Genomic DNA, 22,495 nt, shown 5'->3' with positions numbered 1-22,495 from the left:
GAACAGTCATGAGCGTATGACTTTCTAAATAATAGCGACTTTTATAACGCTATATTAGGGCGTATCATCAATTAGCACATAAATTCACTTAGTGGTCTTAAAATGGCTAAATTTTGCTAAACATCGTCAGTAATTTTGCCAATATGTTCATATTAACGGCAATTTCTTCCTTGTTTATCTACAATTTTTCTCATTTTAAGCTTTACAATCTAATTGATGACACGCCCTCGCTAAGCCGCTTACTTCTTATGCCATTTATTATTTATAAGGTTTGACTGTGCCCGCCTCTCCTACTACTAGCCCGCCGCTAGACGACTCAGCGTCATTACCGGACCAATCCCCTAATCAGTCGGATAATAAGCCGTCACGACCAAATCGCCCCAAGCCAAATCGCCTAAAGCTGACTTACGACATCGTAATGATGATCATCATCAGCATTGATCTCTTATTGATTAGTATTGATGCTATTTTAATGAGTAATTTTAGTGCTCATATCGCAGGATGGCTGACCATTGGTGAGGCTCTCAGTTGGTATCAAAATACCTTGCATGATCCTTTGCGTACTGCTGGTGGGTTTTTTACGATATTCTTAATCGTTGAGCTATTACTGCGTTGGATGATTGCTATTAAAGAAAAAGCCTACTACCGCTGGTTCTTTTTTCCCTTTGTACACTGGTATGAAGTACTAGGTTGCTTTCCGCAACTACGCGCCTTACGTTTGTTTCGAGCAGTGGTCATCGGACGACGCTTATACCAGCTTGGCTACCAAGTGCTGCCGCAGCCGTGGATTAATCGCATCAAGTTCTATATCGACTTACTGTTAGAAGAGTTATCGGACCGTGTCATATTGACCACCATCCAAAACTTTCGGCAAGAGCTGACCGACCCTGAAGCGCACAAATCATTTATTGAATCGACGATTTCACGAAATCGTGATGAAATCGAAGCGGTGTTGTTGTCTTTACTACGTACAGAGCTGACACCAAAATTGCAGGAATTAACGGCAGCATCAGGTGGTGGCAGTATCTTAGCAGCCGAGGTTGGCAATGCCATTGAAGAAGGCTTGGCCAATACGCCTGAGCTACGTCGTTATCTACGCATGATTCCTATCGCTGGCAGTTTGATTGAATCACAATTGCAACATGTTGGGCATAATATAGGTGAAAATGTCGTTTACGCACTGAATCAACGTCTCCTTGACCCTAAGCTTCTCGATTCATTAATGGTCGCGATTGCCCGTGGTGTTGCACAAATAAATACGGATAATACAGCACTAGATACTTTGATTTCGAGTATCATTGAAGACAGTTTGACTGAGTTTGAAGCTCAGGTAAAAGTGCAACAGTGGAAACACCAAGACATGCTTAACCTATAAGCCCTACTGCTAATAATATGCTTCGATGATAAAATAGTATGGCAGAGCCATAACATAGACTAAAGTCACAGCACAAAACAGTATGGCTCCATAATAAAAACAGCACCGTGAACACAGCGATAGAATGAATTTTTGAGGATTTATATATGACAGTTTTAGATAGTGACAACCAGACCTCGAACGCCGCACCAACGCCAGCACTGGCATTTTATGGCAAGATGCTGACCTTTTCACGTTTGCAGTTCAATACAAATGATTTGAGCGCTATTGAATCACAGCTTAATGAGACTTTTAGCAACAAATCTAGCAACATTCCCATTCTTATTGATAGTGAAGTCGAGCAAGATTTGTCAGCGTTAGTAGAACTGTTATGGTCATGTGGTCTACAGCCCATCGGCGTAGTCACGGGTATGATGGATTCTCAAGCGCGTGCGCAACGGTTGGCGATTTTCCCTGCCGATGGCAAACGTATCGAGCGTATCGTACCCACTAAAAAGCCCACTGCTCAAGTGAGTAAAGCTCCAGAAGACGGTAGAACAGAGTCAACCAGTAATGACCCTGCGACTGCTGTCAACGAACCACTTACTGAGACAACCATATCTGATACATCAACAGAGTCACTAGCAAGTGATGATCATATCACTAGCCTAATCTATGACCAAATGCTACGCTCAGGACAAAGTCTTAATCACGTCGGTGGTGACTTAATTTTGACCAACAGTGTCAATAGCGGTGCTGAAGCGATTACGGACAATAGCCTACATGTCTATGGCCGTGCTCAAGGGCGTTTGGTTGCAGGTGCTACTGGTGACAAAGATGCTCGCATTTTTTGTCAGGTTTTCAATCCTTCATTGGTCTCGGTTGCAGGTACTTATTGCTTACGAGATAACTTACCGCCACATGTCGTTGATAAAGCCGTACAAGTAAGATTTGTAGAAGGTGAAGGCTTGGTGTTTACTGTGATAAGTGACACCTAATTTGAATGGCTTTTAAATAAACTCTCAAATACTATAGTAAGTTTATTTAACAAAACTGTTCTATGATGATTCACTGGCTATGCCACTATTTGTATCTTTCGTAAGTGTTTATTTTATTATTCATCATAGGCAGTATTGACTAATAAATTTTAGGCAATATTACCTTGTAGCCTATATATGAGCAGTTTCCCTGCTTTAGTGCAGACTCGCTATAAATTTTTGTTTATTTATGCTAGGCTAGCTTCGCAGGTAGCGTATATATGCTATAAATGTAATATATAATTGCGCTATTTATATAAAGATATCCCATTGATTCATAGGAGTGTGCCATTGTGGCGAAGATAGTTGTAATCACTTCAGGTAAAGGCGGTGTGGGCAAAACCACAACAAGTGCCTCTTTTGCCGCTGGTTTAGCATTGCGTGGCTATAAAACAGTCGTTATCGATTTTGATGTGGGTCTACGTAATCTAGACTTGATCATGGGTTGTGAGAACCGAATTGTTTATGACTTTGTTGACGTTATTAACGGCAATGCACGTTTATCGCAAGCGTTGGTTAAAGACAAACAGCTTGAAAACTTGTTCATCCTACCTGCCAGTCAAACGCGTGACAAAGACGCGCTGACAGATGAAGGTGTGGCAGAGATCATGGCTGAGCTGTCTAAACAGTTTGACTATATTATTTGCGATTCACCTGCTGGTATCGAACGCGGTGCTCAGTTGGCTATGTATCATGCTGATGAAGCGATCATCGTCACAAACCCTGAGATTTCTTCAGTACGTGACTCAGATCGTATTATTGGTATTTTGCAAAGTCAGACCAAAAAGGTTGAAGAAAACCAAGGCTCTGTACGTGAGCACTTGATTATTACTCGTTATAACCCTGAACGTGCAGCGGCTAATGAAATGATGGATATCGACACGATTTCTAATGATATTCTGAAAGTACCTTTGCTTGGTGTTGTTCCTGAGAGCCATGCTGTGCTTGAAGCATCTAACCATGGCGAGCCTGTCATCCATTATACCGACTCGGTTGCTGGTCAGTGTTATGATGATATTGTCGCCCGTTTCTTGGGTGAAGAGCGTCCACTCCGTCATCTTGACGTGAAGAAGAAAAGTTTATTACAGCGCTGGTTTGGGGGTTAATGATGACTAAGAAAAAAGGATTTTGGAGTAGCCTATTTGGTACTGATGACAGCAATGGCACAGCAGGTAGCGCTAATTTGGCGACTGAACGCCTTAAGGTTATTGTCGCTAGTGAAAATCGCTTAAATAACCGTCTCACTGCTGATCGTATCGAAAAGATGAAGCGTGAAATTTTAGAAGTGGTCAATAAGTATGTCAATGGCGTGCAGATTGATGATGTCAATATCAATCATCGTTCTGAAGATAGCCTAGACGTACTAGAGATGAATATCAGCTTGCCTGAGCACAAAAAGTAAAGTTATCGTCATTCCACTATGAAAGTATTACTGCGTCAACCTCGCTTGAAGTATTTAATATATATCTTCACTCGATTGCTTTGTACTACTTTTAAATTGAAGCGATATATAACAGCAGAGAGTTTCAATTGATGCTTTTATGCTGGATTTCAAAAAAGCCCTCAGTATTATTACTGAGGGCTTTTTTTAGTTTAAGTCATGACATTACTTTTGATAACACACAGAATTTTTTTAACACACAGCTATTTTACAACGGACTACTTCATACGTGCTATCAGATTGTCTTTTTTGACAAACTGATGATACAAAGCCGCGCTAATATGAACAGCCGTAAAGGCAATAATAGCTTGCCAGATAACGTCCGTATGCAGGTTGTTATAGAAACGAGCCAAAGTTCTGTCTGGCGTGACAAATACAGGGATTTGGAACAAGCCAAAAATATCAACAGGTCGACCACCATAGACCGTCATCAGCAAACCAACCGTTGGCATTGCTATCAGCAAAGCATATAGTCCAAAATGCGACAAGTGAGACAATAATAACTGCCATTTTGGCATCGATATAGGTGGTGGTGCTTTAGTAAATACACGATTAATCACTCGTGCTATCATCCAAAACAATAAACTAACGCCAAAAGCTTTGTGCAGCCCAATATAAATATTACTATCAAGATTATTATTTAACAGCATCATTATCCACGTAATCAATAATAAAACTGCACTGATCCAGTGAAAAATTCGACTACTGACTGACCACTTTGAATTCGTATTACTCATGAGCTACCCTATCACCTTCATTACTAGTTATCTGTCATCAGCAATATAGATAAAAACAGCTACTCATTTAGCATTCAAAAGCCATTGAGATGATTTAAACATTCAATTCATAGTAAATGAATAAAAAATAGAAGCGAATCTAGCTGCTTACATCAACCAACTGATGAGCAATTTTGTCTAAGTCTGGTACTAAATAGACTTTGTCCTCAATCATAACGGTCTGAAAAAGGTAGGATAGCATAACGTTTTCATTAAAGGGTACTGCTGTTTCGTTGATGTTTGTTTTATCGAAATTTTCAGGTACTTCTATATCTTTGACATCTGAAATACGTACTTGTAATTGGTGTAGCTCACCTGCCGTTTGCAACGCTAAGCGATGCTCTGAGGTATTACCTTCTAGTACGATTATTTTATCTACTGCCTTATCTTGTGGTAGCAAATGAAACACAGAAACTTCTTGATCCTGCCAATCATAAATTGATGTATGTTGATCATGCTCATCCACACTCAAAATCAGACTACTTGGAATCAACCAATCAGGCTGGTTGAATGCAGGAACAATAGTAACGTCGAGCATCCCGTTGGTAGTGGTCAACAAGCTCACAGCTTCAAACGAATGTTTCAAAATTTGTTTCATACATCACTCACAATAAGTTAGGGTGAAGAGGCTTTGACTGCCCTTTCGCCAATATAGTCTGTCAGTTTTTGTGCCAAATCTGTCGGACTACCAATAAAACCACAATATCCTGAATCGATAATGGCCTGAGGCTGACTAGGACAAGCACTCATACTAGGGTCTTGCACCCAAAGTTGACTATTATTATCTTGAATGAGATCAAGATATTGAGACCCATCATTACCCATACCTGAAAATATGATGTTAATAAGATCACTACCATAAACGTCACTGGTGTTCTTCAGGATTTGACCGATGGCAGGTTTATACTCACCTTCCCAAGCTTGCTCTAACAGTATGACTCGACCTGTCGAGTCACAGACAATCTGTTTATCAATAGGTGCTATGAGACACTGACCGGCTCGCAAACGCTGCGAAGAAGTAATGACCTGACATTGCCAATCGTTATGACGATTTAGAATGCGTGGTAAGGTATCTATCATGGTTACATTAAAATGATGTGCCAATAAGATACAAACTGGCAGCGAGGCTGACAAATTGTCTAAAAATTCTTTGATCGCACTTGGACCACCCATAGAGGCACCCAAAAAAACCACATAATGCCAATCGGTATCAGTACTATCATGCTTATGAACTGGCGCATCTATTAGCATAGGTAGTTCAAGCATTTGTGCAAGCTTACGTTTTAGCTTACGCTGCCATTTTGCATACTGCGTGGCTTCATTGAGATAAGGTGCCTGACTAAAGCCCACCAGTACTGCAGCAGGTTTAGAGACGGTCGTTGCAGTCACAATATTATCATCGTAGTCACTATCTATCAGCCAAATATCAATGACCACATCAGAGAGTACAGTTTTTGCTTGCAACTGCGCCCGTGACATACACCCAACTAGAGTAAAACCACAGCTGCGGACAGTATCCGAAAATGCCATACGCTGATGATGGTCTTCTGCCACGACCATCACCTTAATATCATTCTTTTTTTTATTCCTCAGTGCCAAAACACCTGTATTATCCTTCATGAGTTAGACTGACCCTCTGACCCAGTATGTGCTGGATTTTATTGAGCAGTACTTGTTCTTGGAAAGGCTTACCCATGTAATCATTCACACCAATCTCTAGTGCACGCTCGCGATGCTTTTCACCAGTACGCGAAGTAATCATAATAATTGGAATATGCTGTAAGCGCTTGCTATATCTGACTTGGGTAGCCACCTCGAAACCATCCATGCGTGGCATCTCAATATCTAACAATATCATGTCTGGTATCATATCTTGTAATATCTCAATCGCATCAACACCATCTTTCGCAAGCGCTACATTGAATCCTTGACGTTCTAAGAAGCGTGACGTTACTTTGCGTACGGTGACTGAGTCATCGACTACTAAGATAGTAGACTTAGCCTCTAAACCGCTTCGTTTAAAGTCGATAGGTTGCGGTATATTTTGAGTCATCTGTGCATTTCGCATTAAAGCGATTAGATCCAAAATTAACATCACCGAGCCATCACCCATAATAGTAGCAGCTGAGATACCTGATAGATGTGATAGTTGTTGCCCTAAAGGTTTTACGACTACCTCAATACGTGATCCTGCAATCTGATCAACTTGCAACGCGATATTCTGTCCAGTACGGTTCTTAATAATAATGAGTGGTAAACTTGTATTGGTATTGACAACCAACTCGTTCAGCTTATTGCCCGACAAAATCTCATTCAAGTAGCGTACCCGATAGTCAACATCTTCAAAATTTAACGTTGAATCACCAGATTGGTAGTAGTCGTACAGTTTTTCTGGATTAACGCGAACCACGCGCTCAATCTGTACCAGTGGTATCGCATAATAACGATCCGCTGCACGCACAACCAAAGCATCAGATACAGCAACCGTAAGCGGTAGGCGCATCGTAAAACGAGACCCTTTACCGAGCTCTGAGACAACTGACACAGAACCGCCTAACTGACGGATCTCACTAATCACTACATCCATGCCTACGCCGCGTCCAGAAATCTGCGTGACTTGTTTGCTGGTACTTAATCCAGCATTAAAGATGTATTGCATGATATCAAGGTCGGTTAGACTGGTATCGCCAGCATCAATGAGCCCTTGAGAAATAGCTTTATTACGAACGGCTTCTACGTCGATTCCGCGACCATCATCCGTTAACTGAATGACAATTTCACCGCCTTCTCGACTGACTTCGAGAGTAATATGCCCACTACGTTCCTTACCTGCTCTGAGACGTGTCGAAGTATTTTCGATACCATGATCGACAGCATTACGTAGCATATGCTCAAGTGGTGAAGTCATACGCTCGAGGATGGTTCTATCCATCTCATCATCAGCATTAATAATCGTTAGCTCAACAGATTTATTAAGCTCATTCGCAGTTTGGCGTACAATACGTTCGAGACGTGGTGTCAGATGCGTAAATGGCACCATACGCGAGTTCATAAGACCGTCTTGTAGTTCAGTTTGTGTCCGTGATAATTGCAATAGCAGGCTTTCGCTATCTCGTGTCTTTTCTAATAACGTATGATTAATATCAATTAAATCCGAAGCTGATTCTGTCAAAGATTTCGATAATTGATTTAGAGAAGAATACTGATCCATCTCAAGAGGGTCAAAGTCTTCGTTTTGAATCAACTCATCATCTATTTGAGATAAAATTTGTGCTTCAAGTTCGATTTCCATTCGGCGTAACTGATCAGCCAATCGCTGCACCGTAATACCCATATCTTCGATGCTGTTAGTCAAGCTACTCATGCCCATATCGATACGAGCACGGTTAATGGCTGACTCACCAGACAAGTTAATCATATGCTCAATCAAACCACCTGAGATACGAATCATTTCATTGTTGCTAGCACTCTGATCTTCTTCGCTTGTACTGAGGATCATAGATGGCATTTCACTAATATCTTTTGCCAAATATTGTGAATCTCGATTTTCTTTAGCAATCAAGATTGCTTCACGTTGAGACTGTAAAGACTCTTTAGGTACTTGCTTTAAACTATCAGGATTTTTGCTAAATTGCTGTAATGCTTCAATGAGTAACGCAGGCGTTGGCGGATTGACATGATGTCTAAGAATAGACACCGCATCAGCTAGCCAATCATGGCTGGCAACTAGTAATTCCAATACTTTTTTGGTGGCAGGGCGGCGGTTGTCTATAAAGTCTTGATAGACAGACTCCATCTCATGAGACAAATCTGCAATACCAGTAGCAGTGACCATTCGTGCACCACCTTTGATAGTATGCAAGTCACGCTGTAACGCTTGTAATGCTGTTCTATTGTCCGTGTTTTCTAAAAATAATTGCAGATACTTATTGCGATTGGTAAGGGCTTCTGCTTCTTCTAAAAATACCGCTAATATATCAGGGTCTGGTAAACCATTAGCCCATGACTGTTTAATCATTCTATCTAAGCTTGAGCTATCTAGTACATCATCTTTACTATGCGTACTGCTGACAACCTTACTTTGCGCCTCAGGTTCAAAATGATTTTTTGGTACAGGTATGATTAACTCTACCATTTCTGGCAAGACTCGTGCTTTTAGAAGCTGTTGTAACTGCTCAATAAGCTCTGATGCAAAAAATGATTTTTTATAGCTCACGATATGCATGACTTGCAATGACATTGTGTCCTGCACCATTTGCATAATTTCGAGCCATTGAGCTGTCGGTACTCGTCTGTTTTCTACAAATGCTTCATAAACACTTTCAGCTTCGTGGGTCAGATCACCAATACTGCGAATGCCCGCCATCCGTGCCCCACCTTTAATAGTGTGCAGATGCCGTTGCAAAACTTTTAGAGCATTGACGTTGCTAATATCTGCTCGCCATTTGTTAAAGCTCTCATCTAACGCAGCGTCTAGCTCTTGCGCTTCTTCTAAAAATATTTCTAATAGCTCAGCATCAGTATCGATAGACTCGAGTTCTAGATCAGATGACGAGATGGCTCGAACCGCGAAAACATCCTCATCTTCACTGCCGCTATCCGTGTGGTAGATACTTTGTAGATTAGCCAGAACTTTCTGATCTACCTTCAATGAGGTACTACCCGCTAGTGCATCAAACAAACCAACCAACTGAGCATGACCAGTATGCAAAATAGCTTGAATGTCTTTATCTCTTGCTTTTTCAGGATTATCGTTTAGATAGCTATAAGTATTACCCAACTCATCAAGAATTGAGATGAACTTGGGAAATGGTTGTGCTTTATTGGTTAAATATTTTATTTGTGAGACTTGCTGATCTATATATTTCTGAATATTGGCTGTTTCAGCTTGGTTCAGCGCATCATCCAACTCCCACTGAGCATCTAACAATTCATCAATATTATCATCTAATAATTGCTCTATCGTCGGTTTATTATCAGACATCAACTCAGTATCACTAGCGACATGTTGTTTACCAAGCATCGCCTGTAATGAGGCTAGATCTTGTTGGCTTTGTACGTCTTCTATTAATATGTTTTTTGGTTGAACGTTTTGCTTGTAACTGTTCAAATAACCATCCATAAGCGTAGATGACTTTGCTAACGCCTCTAAATGCTGAGCATTCATGGCTTTATCTTTTTGCTGTAGCAACTCTAAACTATGCTCTATGGTCGCACTTACTTCACTAATAGCCGCAAGAGCACTAGAACCAGAAGCACCTCTCAGAGTATGGAATGCACGTACAATATCATCCGTGACTTCAATATGAGGCTCATCTTGATGCTCATCGACGAATTGGTCTATTTCCTGTAATAACTCTTCTGCTTCGTCGATAAAAATCTCAAAAAACTCTTTCTCTTCATCGCTTTGAGGCACTATGATAATAGATGCTTCTGCTATCATTTCATTAACAGAGTTAATCGTTTGCAGCGTAGCATCCATTTCTTTGTTGCCATTATCATGGACAAGATTGGTCTCGCCTAGCTCAGACGACAACAGTGATGCTTGAGTGCTTTCAAGATCAGACCCATTAGATACTATGTCATTCTGATGTAAAGCAGAATAGCTGAACTCATCACCATGCTGCTTACTATAAGCATTGGCGCAAGCAATCCAAAGTGGTAGCGTCGCTGGGTAATCTTGACTGTCATTTTCAAACACTATTAGCATTGAAGGATAAGCAGCTAACACATCTGCAATAAGCTGACTCATATCTGCTGAAATGGCAATACTATTATCTAAGATTCGATTGAGCATGTTTTCTATTGCCCAAGCCAGCTCAGCAGTATAATTGGCACCTACCATGCGGCCTGAGCCTTTTAAGGTATGGAAACCGCGACGAATATCTGTCAACCCGCTTAAGTCGCTTTGTGATAGGCGCCAATTTTCATATAGAGGTACAATTTCAGCCAGCACTTCATTGGCTTCTTCTATAAATATTTCTTTAATATCAGGGTCTGCATCGTTAGCATCAGCTGCGAGCTGATCTGGAGCTTGCATGAATGGTACGAGTACTGCGGGAATCTCGATATCAGATAATGAAGCAACTATATGTCTGCTTTCATCTTTATCATCTGTCGTTTGAGAGTCACAAATCGTATCGGGAGTAACTAACAACTCGGCTTCAACAGGCTCAGACATGCTTAACCCAGCATTCATAGGTTGCTGCGCCATTAAATTATGACTCTGTAGAACAGTAACAGCAGGGTCAAAACTCGGTGATTTCTGTGCTTCAAAATCTGTGACTAATGCAGGCAATTTTTTTGCTGTTTCAATGACTAAATCTACAACATTATCAGTGACAGGCAGTGTCTTATCTAAAAGACGATTGAGCAATTTTTCGATTGACCAAGCCATCTCACTGATACTAAAAGCACCTACCATACGGCCTGAGCCTTTTAAAGTATGGAAACCCCTACGCACTTCAGTTAGTGGTGTTAAATCTTGTGCATCCTGCTGCCAAATAGGTAGAAAGTCATCTAAATCAGCGATGACTTCAATCGCCTCTTCAATGAAGATGTCACGAATATCCGCATCCATCTCGAAGTTATCGGGTTGAACTTGCGTGCGAGCTTTCGTTAATAACTCACTCTCTAGACTATTACTCTCGACACCATCTTTCTCTTGCAAAAGAACATCATCAACACTGGTATCAGTCAAAGATTCAGCATGAATAGACTGAGCAGTAGTAGGAGCCAACTCACCACTATCATCGTAACGAATTACATTAGTTGCGGCTTGCTTTCGAGTAAGAAAAGTCTCTTTGACGGTACTTGGTGCGGCAATATAGTCATTAAGTAGACCTGTGGCTTTAAGAGTGTACTCATATGCCTGAGTCAATAACTTTTGATCAAAAACCTGCTGCGCAAGATAGTCTAGTAGTAGCTCAATAGATGTCAATCCCTCAGCCAATGCCTGAGTGACGTCCCAACTAAGCGTTGCAATTTCATGATCTACCAACTGTGTAAACACGTTGGATAGCGCATTGATGGTTTCACGAATTTCTGGCAAACCCATATCAACAAAAGCATCACCAATCTTAGAAAAATCAGTAGCCTTAGGCAGCAAATGAATATCTTGACGTTGTACATATTCATGAAAGCTTTGCTTGACATCTTCTACTGCAATGCGAAGCTCACGCAAGTTACCATCGGTAGCATTCACAACCTGATTATTTTCAGCTTGTGTATCGATATCATCAGGTATAGTGACAAAAGTGGCGGCATCTCCGATTTTTAGAGATATCGTCTGTTCGGTATTATAGAGCGCATTATATAGCTCTTGAAGCTGACGCTCGATTTGCCATTGCTCTTGTGCAAACCCTGTTTCGGATGACAGTGCGTACTCTAAATTTACCAGAATAGACTCTACTTGTGCGACATAATATATCCAACCTCGACTCTCGAGTTGATGCTGTATTTTTTGTAGAGGGTCTAAAATTGTGTTTGGGTTATCCAGATTAAAAATAAGTGTTTCAAGCTCATTGAGTATTCGCGGTAAAAAACGCGATACAGTAACCGCACTGTGCGGCAAATTATTTAGTATGGACTGAGTGCTTTTGCTATTTTGTGTAAGATTGCTTAATTCGATATATACTCTGATAATCAAGCTTCTAATAGCGTTCGACGAGAGTTCGGTTTGCTCCGCATAAAATTCTATCACTTGATCCAACTGACCCAATAGTGGAGCATAGTTTTCAGGTAGTGGTGTCTCATTATTTACAAGATCGTTGAGCCATAAGTCTGTTAGATACCAAAGACGTTGCTCATCTTCATGCTGAGAGGTTTGCCATAAATATTGACTAACTCTGCCTAATACTTTTAATAAAGGAGATTCATTGGTATTGGCCACCAATAACGCTTGTACTTGCTGTCGCCAAACCAATAATAACTGTTGGTAATGATGATTTTCTAGATTTGTGGTCATTCTACTTTCTGGAAATACCACTTTAATATTATCAATGATATTTTCATCGGTAGTATGACTGCCTAAGCCTTCATTCTGGCTAGCTGCAAGCATTTCTAGGGACTCTGTCGCTATGCCTAGTTCTGATAGTGCTTGGGCAAGGTCATTAGCAGCATTATTAATCAGCGTTGTGTTGTGGCTAGTGGTACGTACATATTGATTCAGCTCACGTTCTAACAATCTATGAGCAAACTGACCGATATGGCTGTTGTTGATAGAAATACTATCGTGACCACTTGCTTCTACCAATAAACTCAGTTTATTGGCAAGATCTGCTAGCAGAGGCAAGCGAATCATCGTCAGCGCGCCGCCCACTTGATGGTAGTTCTGCACCATCTGCTCGTAATCAGTGCTTTCATCACCTAATTGCCAGCCATCAGCTATCTGTAATAGTTGCTGATTCAAAAGTGGCAATAACCACTCGAGCGTCACGATGTCATTGGGCTGGTTTTTCATAGGGTTATCCTAACTCGTCTAAGCACTAATTTAGGCATTTATTTTTTGCCACACATTAACCTGTGGGTGCGCAATACGGCGCATATTCGAAGGACGCCAAAACAACGCCTCACCTGGAGCCAATATAATATAACCACCTAATGCACACTGCTCTGATAGCCTTGCTAAAATATCGCGTTGATCAAATTTACGAAAGTACAGCAACATATTTTGGCAAATAATGACATTTTGGAGATGCGAAGTGGGTGGCTTTTGTTCAATAATATTATGTAAAGCAAAGCTAACATACTGTTTCAAGCTCGGTGCTATTTGCCAATGTGCTTGATTACTTGCGATCATTTCTTTCGTTATTGTTGAATCGCAAAAACTTGGTTTTCTAATTGCACTATTAGCACACAATGGCTGTATAAATTGCTGGCAGATGTCTGGAATTAAAGATTTCTGCCGCTGATCATAATGTCCTAACTGTGCTCTTTTGATAGCTCGATGGCTAATGTCTGTACCCAATATCGTATAATTTTTTAATTGCTTTGATATTAAGCTCATCGCTAAGGACCAAACTTCTTGTCCACTTGCACAGCCAACACTCCAAATGCGAAATAACTCATCAAAATTACGTTCAGCACTATTATCAGTATTGGTAGCAGCTAACCGGAGTCGCTGATGTTGCGCTGCACACTCTGTGACAAAATTAATAGAAGGTATATAACGAAAAAAACGACTTTCGTGAATCAGTACGTTATCTAATAGCTGTTGACGCATCTCGTTGTTTTTTGGCAACCGATGCCATAAATTTTTAGGGGTCAATCCATACGACGATGCCGTATGGTCAATCGCATTAATCAACCACTGCAATTGAACATCGGGTAGAACAAAACCTATTTCTTGTTCTATGTATCGTCGCCATTGCTGCACATCAAAGCTATTGTTCTGCGAAGAGGCCTCAACTAGTATTGGCTTAATGTGCTTGTTAGCATGGCTGTCTAGCTGAATAAATTTATTCATGTCACCCGCTATAATTGCTGCTGCAAACCATTATTATCTACATAGCAATATAATTAACATATTAATAAAAATACTGTAAAGCCTCTAAGGCTCAACTTATAGTGTTCAAACTTATCATCATACATTTTCTGATAATGCTTGCTCGTTATCTAGTAACTCATCATCACTTAGTACTTTAAAGCCTGTTACTGATTCTTGTAGTGCTGCAGCCATTTCACTCAGCTCACCAATAGATCGTGCAGTTGCCATCGTACCAGAGGAGGTTTGTGAAGTAATATCTTGAATGATATTCATGGTATGAGAGATATGCCCAGCAGACTCAGCCTGCTGTATTGCAGCATTTGAGATGTTTTGAATCAAATCAGCCAACGTGTTAGAAACGCTCTGGACTTCTTCTAGTGCTTCACCAGCATCTTTTGCTAACCGGGCACCGCGCACAACTTCAGAGGTTGTCGATTCCATCGACACAACAGCTTCGTTGGTATCTGCCTGAATGGTTTTTACCAATGTTTCAATCTGTTTGGTTGCATTAGCTGAACGCTCAGCAAGACGCTGTACCTCATCAGCAACAACCGCAAAGCCTCGACCTGCTTCACCAGCCATCGATGCCTGAATAGCGGCGTTCAATGCCAAAACGTTGGTTTGGTCAGCAATGTCATTAATCAAACTAACGATATCACCAATCTCTTGCGAAGATTCACCGAGACGTTTGATACGTTTTGACGTCTCTTGAATCTGATCACGAATAACGTTCATACCTTCAATAGAGCGCTGTACAACTTCTGCCCCATTATAAGCAATGGCAACTGAGCGCTGAGCAACGGTCGCAGATTCCGAGGCGTTATTTGAAACTTGGTCAATTGAGATTGTCATCTCATTAATGGCCGCTGACACACCAGCAATTTCTTGCGCTTGATGTTCAGATGCCTCAGCAAGCTCAACCGCATTCATCTGCGTTTGATCTGAAGATTGCGAGACACGATCAGCAGTGTTGTTAATAACCAGTACTAACTGACGAAGTTGGTCAATTGCAAAGTTTACTGAGTCAGCAATTGCGCCAGTAAAATCTTCTGATACGGTTGCATTGACCGTCAAATCACCTTCCGCCAAATCACCCAACTCATCAAGTAAACGCAGAATAGCAACCTGGTTACGCTCGTTTTCTTCTTGGATTTGACGCGCGCGCTCAGACTCTGCTTCTGCTTCTTGGCGACGACGTAATGTTTCTTTTTCGATAAGTAATCTTTCCGAGCCACCACGATGTTTAAGTAATTGGTACAGAGCAAAAATTATCCCTAACACCCCTATCACGAACACGACGACAGGCAAAACAACTGACTGAGTAAAGTCAGAAAAATACTGACTCACTGATGATAAGGAGTTTACCAACCAAATCAGACAAGCCACACTTATCGAAACAAAAAGCACTAATAATAGTTTCCACTCACTATTAGCGTTTGCACCACCCGCTGTTGCATTGGGTGTACCAGCTACAGGTTTATTTATAACATCACTCATCGTGCGTATTCCTTTAAAACAATCATCAAAGTCTTATCGTGACTGACTTTGACAATCTTATTGTTATAAAACAACAGTGATTAACAAAGCCTGTGTGACAGTCAGATATCTGTTATCGATAGCTATATTGCAGCATCGGTATATTGTAAGTCTTGTGCGAGTAAACTGGGCATAAAGACATACCAGTCTTGTTCATTTTTAAAGAACTTACCATGATTATAAGGTGCAAAAGGCGAACTAGACTCAATTGCCTCTGCACGGTACTGGTCATGTGTAAATTGTTCGATACCAATAACTTGGTCTACTACCAGTCCTGAAAAGAGATTGTCATGATCAATGACAATGACTTTACGTTGGCTCATTTGCGTTAAGCCACTAGGAACCTGTAGAAACCGAGACAAATCAGTTATTGGTAGTAGACGTCCACGAATATTAGCGATGCCCAGCATCCAAGGTTTTACTAAAGGCAAGCTGGTATACTCTGGCATGGCTAATACTTCTGATACCTGACCCATTGGCGCAACCAAACGCTGTCCACCAATCTCAAACACCACACCTTGCCAATCATACTCTTGTCCACCGCGGCGACCACTTTTGCGCGCGCGTGCCAAATCTGCTAAACGCAGAAGCTCAATAAACCCTTTGGAAGCCACAAGCTACTCCATTACTTTGCGAATGATATTAACCAAGCTATTTTCATCAACTGGTTTGGCGATATACTCTTTAGCGCCTTGACGCTTTCCCCAAACTCTATCTGTTTCTTGATTTTTAGTACTGATCATAATCACAGGGATATGAGCAGTCGTTTTACCACGAGTAATTTTTCGAGTGGCTTGGAAGCCATTCATCTCAGGCATCACTACATCCATCAAGATGACATCTGGTAAGTGATCAACTGCCATTTGACAGCCTTGCTCACCATTTGTCGCCTCTAATACTTGAAAGTTATGTCTAGCAAGCATATCGCGAAATTTCGCCATCTCAGATGGCGAGTCGTCAATGACTAAAACGGTAGTCATGGGAATTTCCTTTATTTTCGAAAATATCCAAGAGGATATGTTGTTATATTATTGAGACAACTAGAGTAAAAATCATTTGCCAGAGATAAGTGGCAAAATCACTTTTTTAGCAGTTGTTGTGAAATATTGAGCAATTATTATTAATTGTCACTCATGTTAAGTATTTTGACTTTGTAACCCAACCTACAAAAACATGCATAAATCATACCAACAATAAGCCTAAACGAAACTTTATATTTGCAGATGTACATACTTTACTACTAGCAATGACATTTGCCGTATTAGCGGTACTGGTTGATTGCCTCAAACAGCTCGTCTTTACTAAACGGCTTTGTCAGATACTCATCAGAACCAACAATACGACCACGTGCTTTATCAAATAAGCCATCTTTTGAAGACAGCATAATGACTGGTTTGTTAGCATAGTCAGGGTTGTTTTTTATCAGAGCACAAGTCTGATAACCATCTAAACGTGGCATCATAATATCGACAAAAATAATGTCTGGGTTGTTATCAACAATCTTTGCTAAAGCATCAAAGCCGTCAATAGCAGTCACGACTTCGCAGCCCGCTTTTTGAAGTAAGGTTTCTGCGGTACGGCGAATGGTTTTTGAATCATCAATAACCATTACTTTCAAACCATTAAAATCATTTTCCATTATCACTGTCCTATAAACGACTATTTGTTCGTAATTCTATCGATCAATACAAAAATTTAACTGTTATTTAAACGTGTCATATCACTTATTATCGGATTGATACGAACAGCTAAATTTGCATTACCATGATGTTATGACAGCGAACCTACTATCTGTCAGTATCGGCCTATCAAACATGCTGTCAACATGAGTTACTATACGCACTTTTTTATTAATAAACTTAAAAAAATGAGCCAAAAAAATAAGCTTTTTAGGTGAACCACTCAACTTTCGTTATCACTAATTAAGATAGGGCTCTTTTTGTATCACGTAAAGCACTTCACCCACTAACCGTTTGAATTGCTATCTAAATAGAGATAGTGCAAATCAAAATAGTCGACAACTTTATGATATTTCTACATTATATAGAAACGATGGAAATATTGCTGAATAATCTTCCTTTGTTCTATAAATGTATCAATATACTTTATTAGATTCGTTTTTAGCACAATTATCGATCCTTTTCTAGTCATAATCGACTCAATATACGAACTCACCAGTAATGTAGAGCATTTTTTTGCTAGCTATATTTGCTATTTTTAACATTATTCGGTCTGGTAATCGCATATTTATAAAATGAAGTAAGTGTTTAGCAGCCGTTTCACCGCACTGTAATTCACTATATAATAAAATGATAACTACTATGGTGAACGCGATGACAGTTTCCAAAATTTTAAAAAACAGCAGCTATTTATTGAGTGCTTTACTCATTGCTGCTTGTCAGCCACCATCGCCTACTGACAAAGAACTAGCTGCTGAAAAAAGTCCAACAGTAGATACTCCGGTTATCATTACCAATGACAGTGTGACCATTACACCTGATCATATATTGAGTATAAAACCTTCACGTTACCAGCCTAGTCTTGGCCTACAAGGCAATATTGAACCTATTAAGCAGACCCAATTTGTGACAGTACATCCTATCAATGTAGAAGAGATCTTGGTTACTAAAGGCCAATGGATAGAAAAAGACACACCACTACTCATTGTCAGACGATTGGAAACAGAAAGTAAAACGGTCAACTCATCTAATACATCAGACGATACAGCGGCAGATTCAGGTAAGCCTGATCAAGACACTGAGGTGCAAAGTGGTACTAATGTTGCCAAACGGACTGATTCTCAAGATACCAGCGCAAACGCTAAACCCAATCAACCTGCAGTAAATAATAATACAACCATTAAGAAGGCTTTATCTGATGGCACAGAGCCATTAACGACAAATGCAGCTATAACTAGCTCAAGTGATGGTGAGGTTAATAATAGTAAAAGCATAGAGAGCTCAAAGCCTCAGTATAAATTGATTACTATCCGTGCAAGCTTTTCAGGACGTGTAGAAAACCTGTATGCAAAAGCAGGTCAAAAGCTAGAAGCTCGAATGCCACTCATAAAATTTAGCGATGAGACTAAATTACACTTTACTGCTATGCTACCTATTCAAGCTGAACCGCAACTGTCGGTAGGTCAGACTGTCAATTTTACTGCTGAAAATATCTTAGAAAAATTTACGGGACAAATCAGTAAGCTGACTGCGACCAGTCAACCGAAAAGACTCATGGTCAATGTTGATGTTATTGACAATGAGGTCAGTCGTAAGCAGTTATTACCAAATATGAAAGTAACCGGGCGAGTCAATTATGGTCAGATAGACGTGGGTACTATTGTGCCGAAGCGTGCGCTACACGATGTTGACTTAACAGAGTTGCAAGCACCACCATATAAACCACTCACGCCACTGACAGCTAATGTGTGGATTATCGGACAAGATCAGCATTTAAAACGCTACCCTATTGAAGTAGTCGAGTACAACCCCTCGACAGAACAATATTTGATTGCAGGTATTAGCAATGACAGTCTGATTTGTTTGGCTGATTTGCCGCTTGATTCTGATGGTAAAAAGGTCAATGTTTCGTAGTCATTCATACCGACAGTTACATTGTGTAGAAATATTAACAAAGCCTCTCTTGTTTTGTAACAGCCTAATTAGGCAATATAGCAGTATGATATATCGCATTAGCCAAGTATTATAAATTACTAAGAACTAACTACTGGCTAGATACTTTTTACTTCTGAAACCAATTACTTTTGAAAGAAACTTTGAAATCTTAGAGGCTTAACGGTTTGAATGCTTTAGAAATTGAAATCATTAATGTATTTGTCATGATTTAAATATCAGAGCATATTAAACTTTTGATAAACTATAACAACAACTAGAGGATAACCCATGAGTAAGCAAATTTTATTGATTGAAGATGATCCTGATTTAGCTGAGTTGATCAGCGACTATCTAACCATGAATTATTATGATGTGCATCATGCCGGTCTTGGTCAGGAAGGGCTTGAATTATTAGACACCAAAGAGCGTGATATTGACTTGGTTGTTCTTGATTTGATGCTACCTGATATGGATGGTATGCAGGTGTGTCAAAAAATTCGCGGCAACAAAAACAATATGACCAACAAAGTGCCAATCATCATGCTGACAGCGAAAGGTGATACAACCGATCGCGTGTTAGGTCTTGAAATGGGTGCTGATGACTATATCTCTAAGCCTTTTGAACCGCGTGAACTGCTAGCACGTATTCGTGCTGTCATTCGTCGTCACGAGCAACCGAATCAAGCAGATAGCCAGTCAGACAGTTTGACCTTTGGCCGTTTGAGCGTATTCCCTGATAGCCATGAAGTCACTATCGATGATGAAGCTGTACGTTTGACGACGCATCAGTTCCAATTGTTGCATTATTTTGCCACACATTCTGGTAAAGTACTGAATCGTGAGCAGCTTTGGCAAGCCATGCCAAACGATGATAGCTCAGACAATATCGATCGTGCCATTGACGTTCATATCTCACGCTTGAGAGCTCTAATTGAAGACAATCCACGCCAGCCAAAACGTATCATCACGGTACGCGGTGTTGGTTATCAATTTGCCACTGATCAGGTTTGATCATAGAAAACAGCTGACGGATCGAGAAAACAACCATCCTGTTGATTCAGTTTTACAAAATCAACAAGATGCATCGATATAAGCGTCCAATAATAGAGATGGTTTAATGCAGCAGTTGGGTTTTCGTTCCGTATTTGCCAAGTTGTTTGCCAGTGTCATGATGGCACTTATCTTATTTGCAGTGGCTATGGTGCTGTTGACGCAACTTGTGCATGATAAAGATGCAGGTATTCGCTCAGAAGTACTCGCCACGCAAATTTTGGGACAGATAGACCCGTTCCTGCACGAACTAAATACTTCCATTAGCCGAGATAATCGCTTACAGTCTCGGTTTATGTTGGCAGTGGTTAAAAAAAGCTTTGATATCTTTGATGAGTCGTTACAAGCTAAGATGGGCTTGTATGACAGTCAAGGTCGGTTACTCATGCAAACAGACAACAGTGACCTACCGCTAGAGCTGCCAGAACCGCCTTCTTTGTTATCTCGTGTTTTCCCTTCATTTGCAGAAACGTCTCCTACCAAGCAAGCTCAGGTCTATAGCACCACTGGCTATACACTGTTATATGAATCACGCTTACCACCCAAAAAACCCGTACTCTCTGCTGCCCTGAATTTATTCACAGGCACGCTATTGCTGCTATTCATTATGGCAGGTGTCTTATGGTGGATTGCTCGAACCATTACTTGGCGTATCAATCAGATGAGCCAACAGATGACGCAGTTGGGTGATGGCGACTTTACGGTACGAGTGAATGCTCGCGGTAACGATGAGATTGCTTCATTGGCACGCGGATTTAACCAAGCTGCACAGAAAATCGAACATCTTATCGATGCTAATAATTTACTATTGGCACATGCCTCTCATGAGCTACGTACGCCCATTACGCGTATTCGCCTGCAAATCGAAATGATGGATATGCTGACTGGTGCGTTACCAACCGATACCAAAGCAAAATTTGATAAGCGTGCTCATGCAATCAATCGCGACTTATCAGGACTTAATGATTTAGTAGAGAGTATATTACTAGTCAGCCGCTTAGATGCTGGTCATGCCCTGCAACAAGTTGAGCATTTAGATTTATACGACTTAGTCAATCAAGAGCGTCAGCATTACCCTGAAGCCACTCTAATTGGTGAGCACATCGTCATTGATGGCCAGTCATCGATGTTGACTCACTTAATCCGCAACTTACTAACCAATGCAATGTTACATGGCAAACCGCCAGTGACAGTATTACTGTACGGTGTTCAAACGATCGATGAAGCTGATAACGTTCCTGATTATCTGCTACAAACCGTGTTATGCAACAGCTTTGCTGATTATGGTAGCTCTGATTTCGAATCATATGATGCACCCATCGATGTCAGCGAAAATGGCGCTCACAACGCTTCAGATTTAGATGATTCGTTGAATACTATCGATAAGAGCAAGTCTGAAATAGCAGATACGAAAGATATATTACCAGCACCGACTATCTATAAAAACGGTACAAGCATTACGCCAGATACTGATGACGAAAACCTAGAAACTAGTGTTACTCTTATAGAAGACAATGCTAACGATAAACAGACTGATGCTGATATTACTAAAAATTCAACAAACCTCAGCGACACAGTTGAGACCAGTAGCGAATCTTCATTGATTGCCGACTATTATAGCTTTACCAATGATTTGACCGATAGAATCAAAAAAGTTATTTGGAGAATCGTCCCCGATACTGAGGTGTCTACTGATAGCGATACAAGCATTCATTCAAAAGACGGTCAAAAAACGAATAAGGCATCTATTTATTCTGGCATCTCGAAAAATAACACCAAAACCAGCATGCAGAATGACTCTAAAGATAATGATCAAAATGTCGTTGAAACTCAGAGTTCACCACGCAAAGAAAGCCTATTTGCCAAGCATATAAAGAAAGCCAAAGCGGAACCTGTACGCCCATTACCGAAATATGCCGTACTAGCAGTGATTGATGAAGGTACAGGTATTCCTGAAGACAAACGTGAAGAAGTATTCAGTCCATTTGTACGTTTGCAGCAAAAAAACAAAGGCTCTGGACTAGGCTTGTCTCTCGTGTCGCAAATTGTCACTGCCCACCAAGGCCGTATTCTCACTGATACCCTGAATGGCCATACTCGGTTTTTAGTCATCATACCAGTCGAGCATGATCCACATTACCACCAGCATGATTAGTTAATCGTGCTATCAAATGCACATTTCCTATCACGACCTCACTAC

15 protein-coding genes and 1 pseudogene are annotated in these 22,495 nt (G+C 40.6%); 7 read left to right on the top strand and 9 right to left on the bottom strand.

Annotation, left to right across the window (positions count from 1 at the left end; genetic code table 11):
* Nucleotides 1-277: 277 nt before the first annotated feature.
* The 4 genes from I6E84_RS12125 (at nt 278) to minE (ending at nt 3,793) form a co-directional block, all read left to right on the top strand.
* Entirely contained in the window at nt 278-1,375 is a 1,098-nt protein-coding gene (locus I6E84_RS12125; RefSeq protein WP_197218214.1) for a hypothetical protein, read from the top strand.
* Between the two features lie 146 nt (nt 1,376-1,521).
* The gene (gene minC, locus I6E84_RS12120) at nt 1,522-2,352 is read left to right on the top strand and encodes a septum site-determining protein MinC (protein WP_197218212.1); all 831 of its coding nucleotides are present in this window, start codon (nt 1,522-1,524) and stop codon (nt 2,350-2,352) included.
* Nucleotides 2,353-2,684: 332 nt separating this feature from the next.
* Complete coding sequence (gene minD, locus I6E84_RS12115; RefSeq protein ID WP_110924025.1) at nt 2,685-3,497, top strand: septum site-determining protein MinD; 813 nt, start codon at nt 2,685-2,687, stop codon at nt 3,495-3,497.
* Nucleotides 3,498-3,499: 2 nt separating this feature from the next.
* Nucleotides 3,500-3,793 (top strand): cell division topological specificity factor MinE, encoded by a 294-nt coding sequence (minE, locus tag I6E84_RS12110; protein ID WP_110924026.1) that lies wholly within the window; start codon nt 3,500-3,502, stop codon nt 3,791-3,793.
* A 257-nt stretch (nt 3,794-4,050) separates the two neighbouring features.
* Here the strand turns inward: minE and I6E84_RS12105 are convergent, their stop codons facing one another.
* The 9 genes and pseudogenes from I6E84_RS12105 to pilG form a co-directional block, all read right to left on the bottom strand.
* A complete protein-coding gene (locus I6E84_RS12105; protein ID WP_197102163.1) occupies nt 4,051-4,569 on the bottom strand; it encodes a cytochrome b in 519 nt (172 codons plus the stop codon).
* A 139-nt stretch (nt 4,570-4,708) separates the two neighbouring features.
* Complete coding sequence (locus I6E84_RS12100; protein ID WP_110924028.1) at nt 4,709-5,206, bottom strand: hypothetical protein; 498 nt, start codon at nt 5,204-5,206, stop codon at nt 4,709-4,711.
* Between the two features lie 17 nt (nt 5,207-5,223).
* Nucleotides 5,224-6,228 (bottom strand): chemotaxis protein CheB, encoded by a 1,005-nt coding sequence (locus tag I6E84_RS12095; protein ID WP_197102165.1) that lies wholly within the window; start codon nt 6,226-6,228, stop codon nt 5,224-5,226.
* Nucleotides 6,218-13,069 (bottom strand): Hpt domain-containing protein, encoded by a 6,852-nt coding sequence (locus tag I6E84_RS12090; protein WP_197218210.1) that lies wholly within the window; start codon nt 13,067-13,069, stop codon nt 6,218-6,220. Before I6E84_RS12090 ends, I6E84_RS12095 begins: the two co-directional genes overlap by 11 nt.
* A gap of 30 nt (nt 13,070-13,099) precedes the next feature.
* The gene (locus I6E84_RS12085; RefSeq protein ID WP_197218208.1) at nt 13,100-14,074 is read right to left on the bottom strand and encodes a CheR family methyltransferase; all 975 of its coding nucleotides are present in this window, start codon (nt 14,072-14,074) and stop codon (nt 13,100-13,102) included.
* 117 nt (nt 14,075-14,191) lie between these two features.
* Nucleotides 14,192-15,238, bottom strand: a pseudogene (locus tag I6E84_RS12080) (methyl-accepting chemotaxis protein); the annotation flags it as partial.
* 476 nt (nt 15,239-15,714) lie between these two features.
* On the bottom strand, nt 15,715-16,245 hold the full coding sequence (locus I6E84_RS12075) for a chemotaxis protein CheW (protein WP_110924033.1): 531 nt from the start codon (nt 16,243-16,245) through the stop codon (nt 15,715-15,717).
* Nucleotides 16,246-16,248: 3 nt separating this feature from the next.
* A complete protein-coding gene (locus I6E84_RS12070) occupies nt 16,249-16,611 on the bottom strand; it encodes a response regulator (protein ID WP_110924034.1) in 363 nt (120 codons plus the stop codon).
* A gap of 281 nt (nt 16,612-16,892) precedes the next feature.
* Nucleotides 16,893-17,270, bottom strand: a complete 378-nt coding sequence (pilG, locus tag I6E84_RS12065) for a twitching motility response regulator PilG (protein WP_110924035.1) — start codon at nt 17,268-17,270, stop codon at nt 16,893-16,895.
* A gap of 694 nt (nt 17,271-17,964) precedes the next feature.
* On the opposite strand from pilG, the gene I6E84_RS12060 reads away from it, so the two are divergent.
* From I6E84_RS12060 to I6E84_RS12050, 3 genes are all read left to right on the top strand, one after another.
* The gene (locus I6E84_RS12060; protein WP_197218207.1) at nt 17,965-19,224 is read left to right on the top strand and encodes an HlyD family efflux transporter periplasmic adaptor subunit; all 1,260 of its coding nucleotides are present in this window, start codon (nt 17,965-17,967) and stop codon (nt 19,222-19,224) included.
* A 309-nt stretch (nt 19,225-19,533) separates the two neighbouring features.
* On the top strand, nt 19,534-20,256 hold the full coding sequence (locus tag I6E84_RS12055) for a response regulator transcription factor (protein ID WP_110924036.1): 723 nt from the start codon (nt 19,534-19,536) through the stop codon (nt 20,254-20,256).
* Between the two features lie 106 nt (nt 20,257-20,362).
* Nucleotides 20,363-22,450, top strand: a complete 2,088-nt coding sequence (locus I6E84_RS12050) for a sensor histidine kinase (protein WP_197218206.1) — start codon at nt 20,363-20,365, stop codon at nt 22,448-22,450.
* Nucleotides 22,451-22,495 lie beyond the last annotated feature (45 nt).

The organism is Psychrobacter sp. SCQQ22, from assembly GCF_015864605.1.
Lineage (GTDB): Bacteria > Pseudomonadota > Gammaproteobacteria > Pseudomonadales > Moraxellaceae > Psychrobacter > Psychrobacter fozii.
Note: the sequence above shows the minus strand (reverse complement) of the source record. Positions and strands in the feature narration are given on the sequence as shown.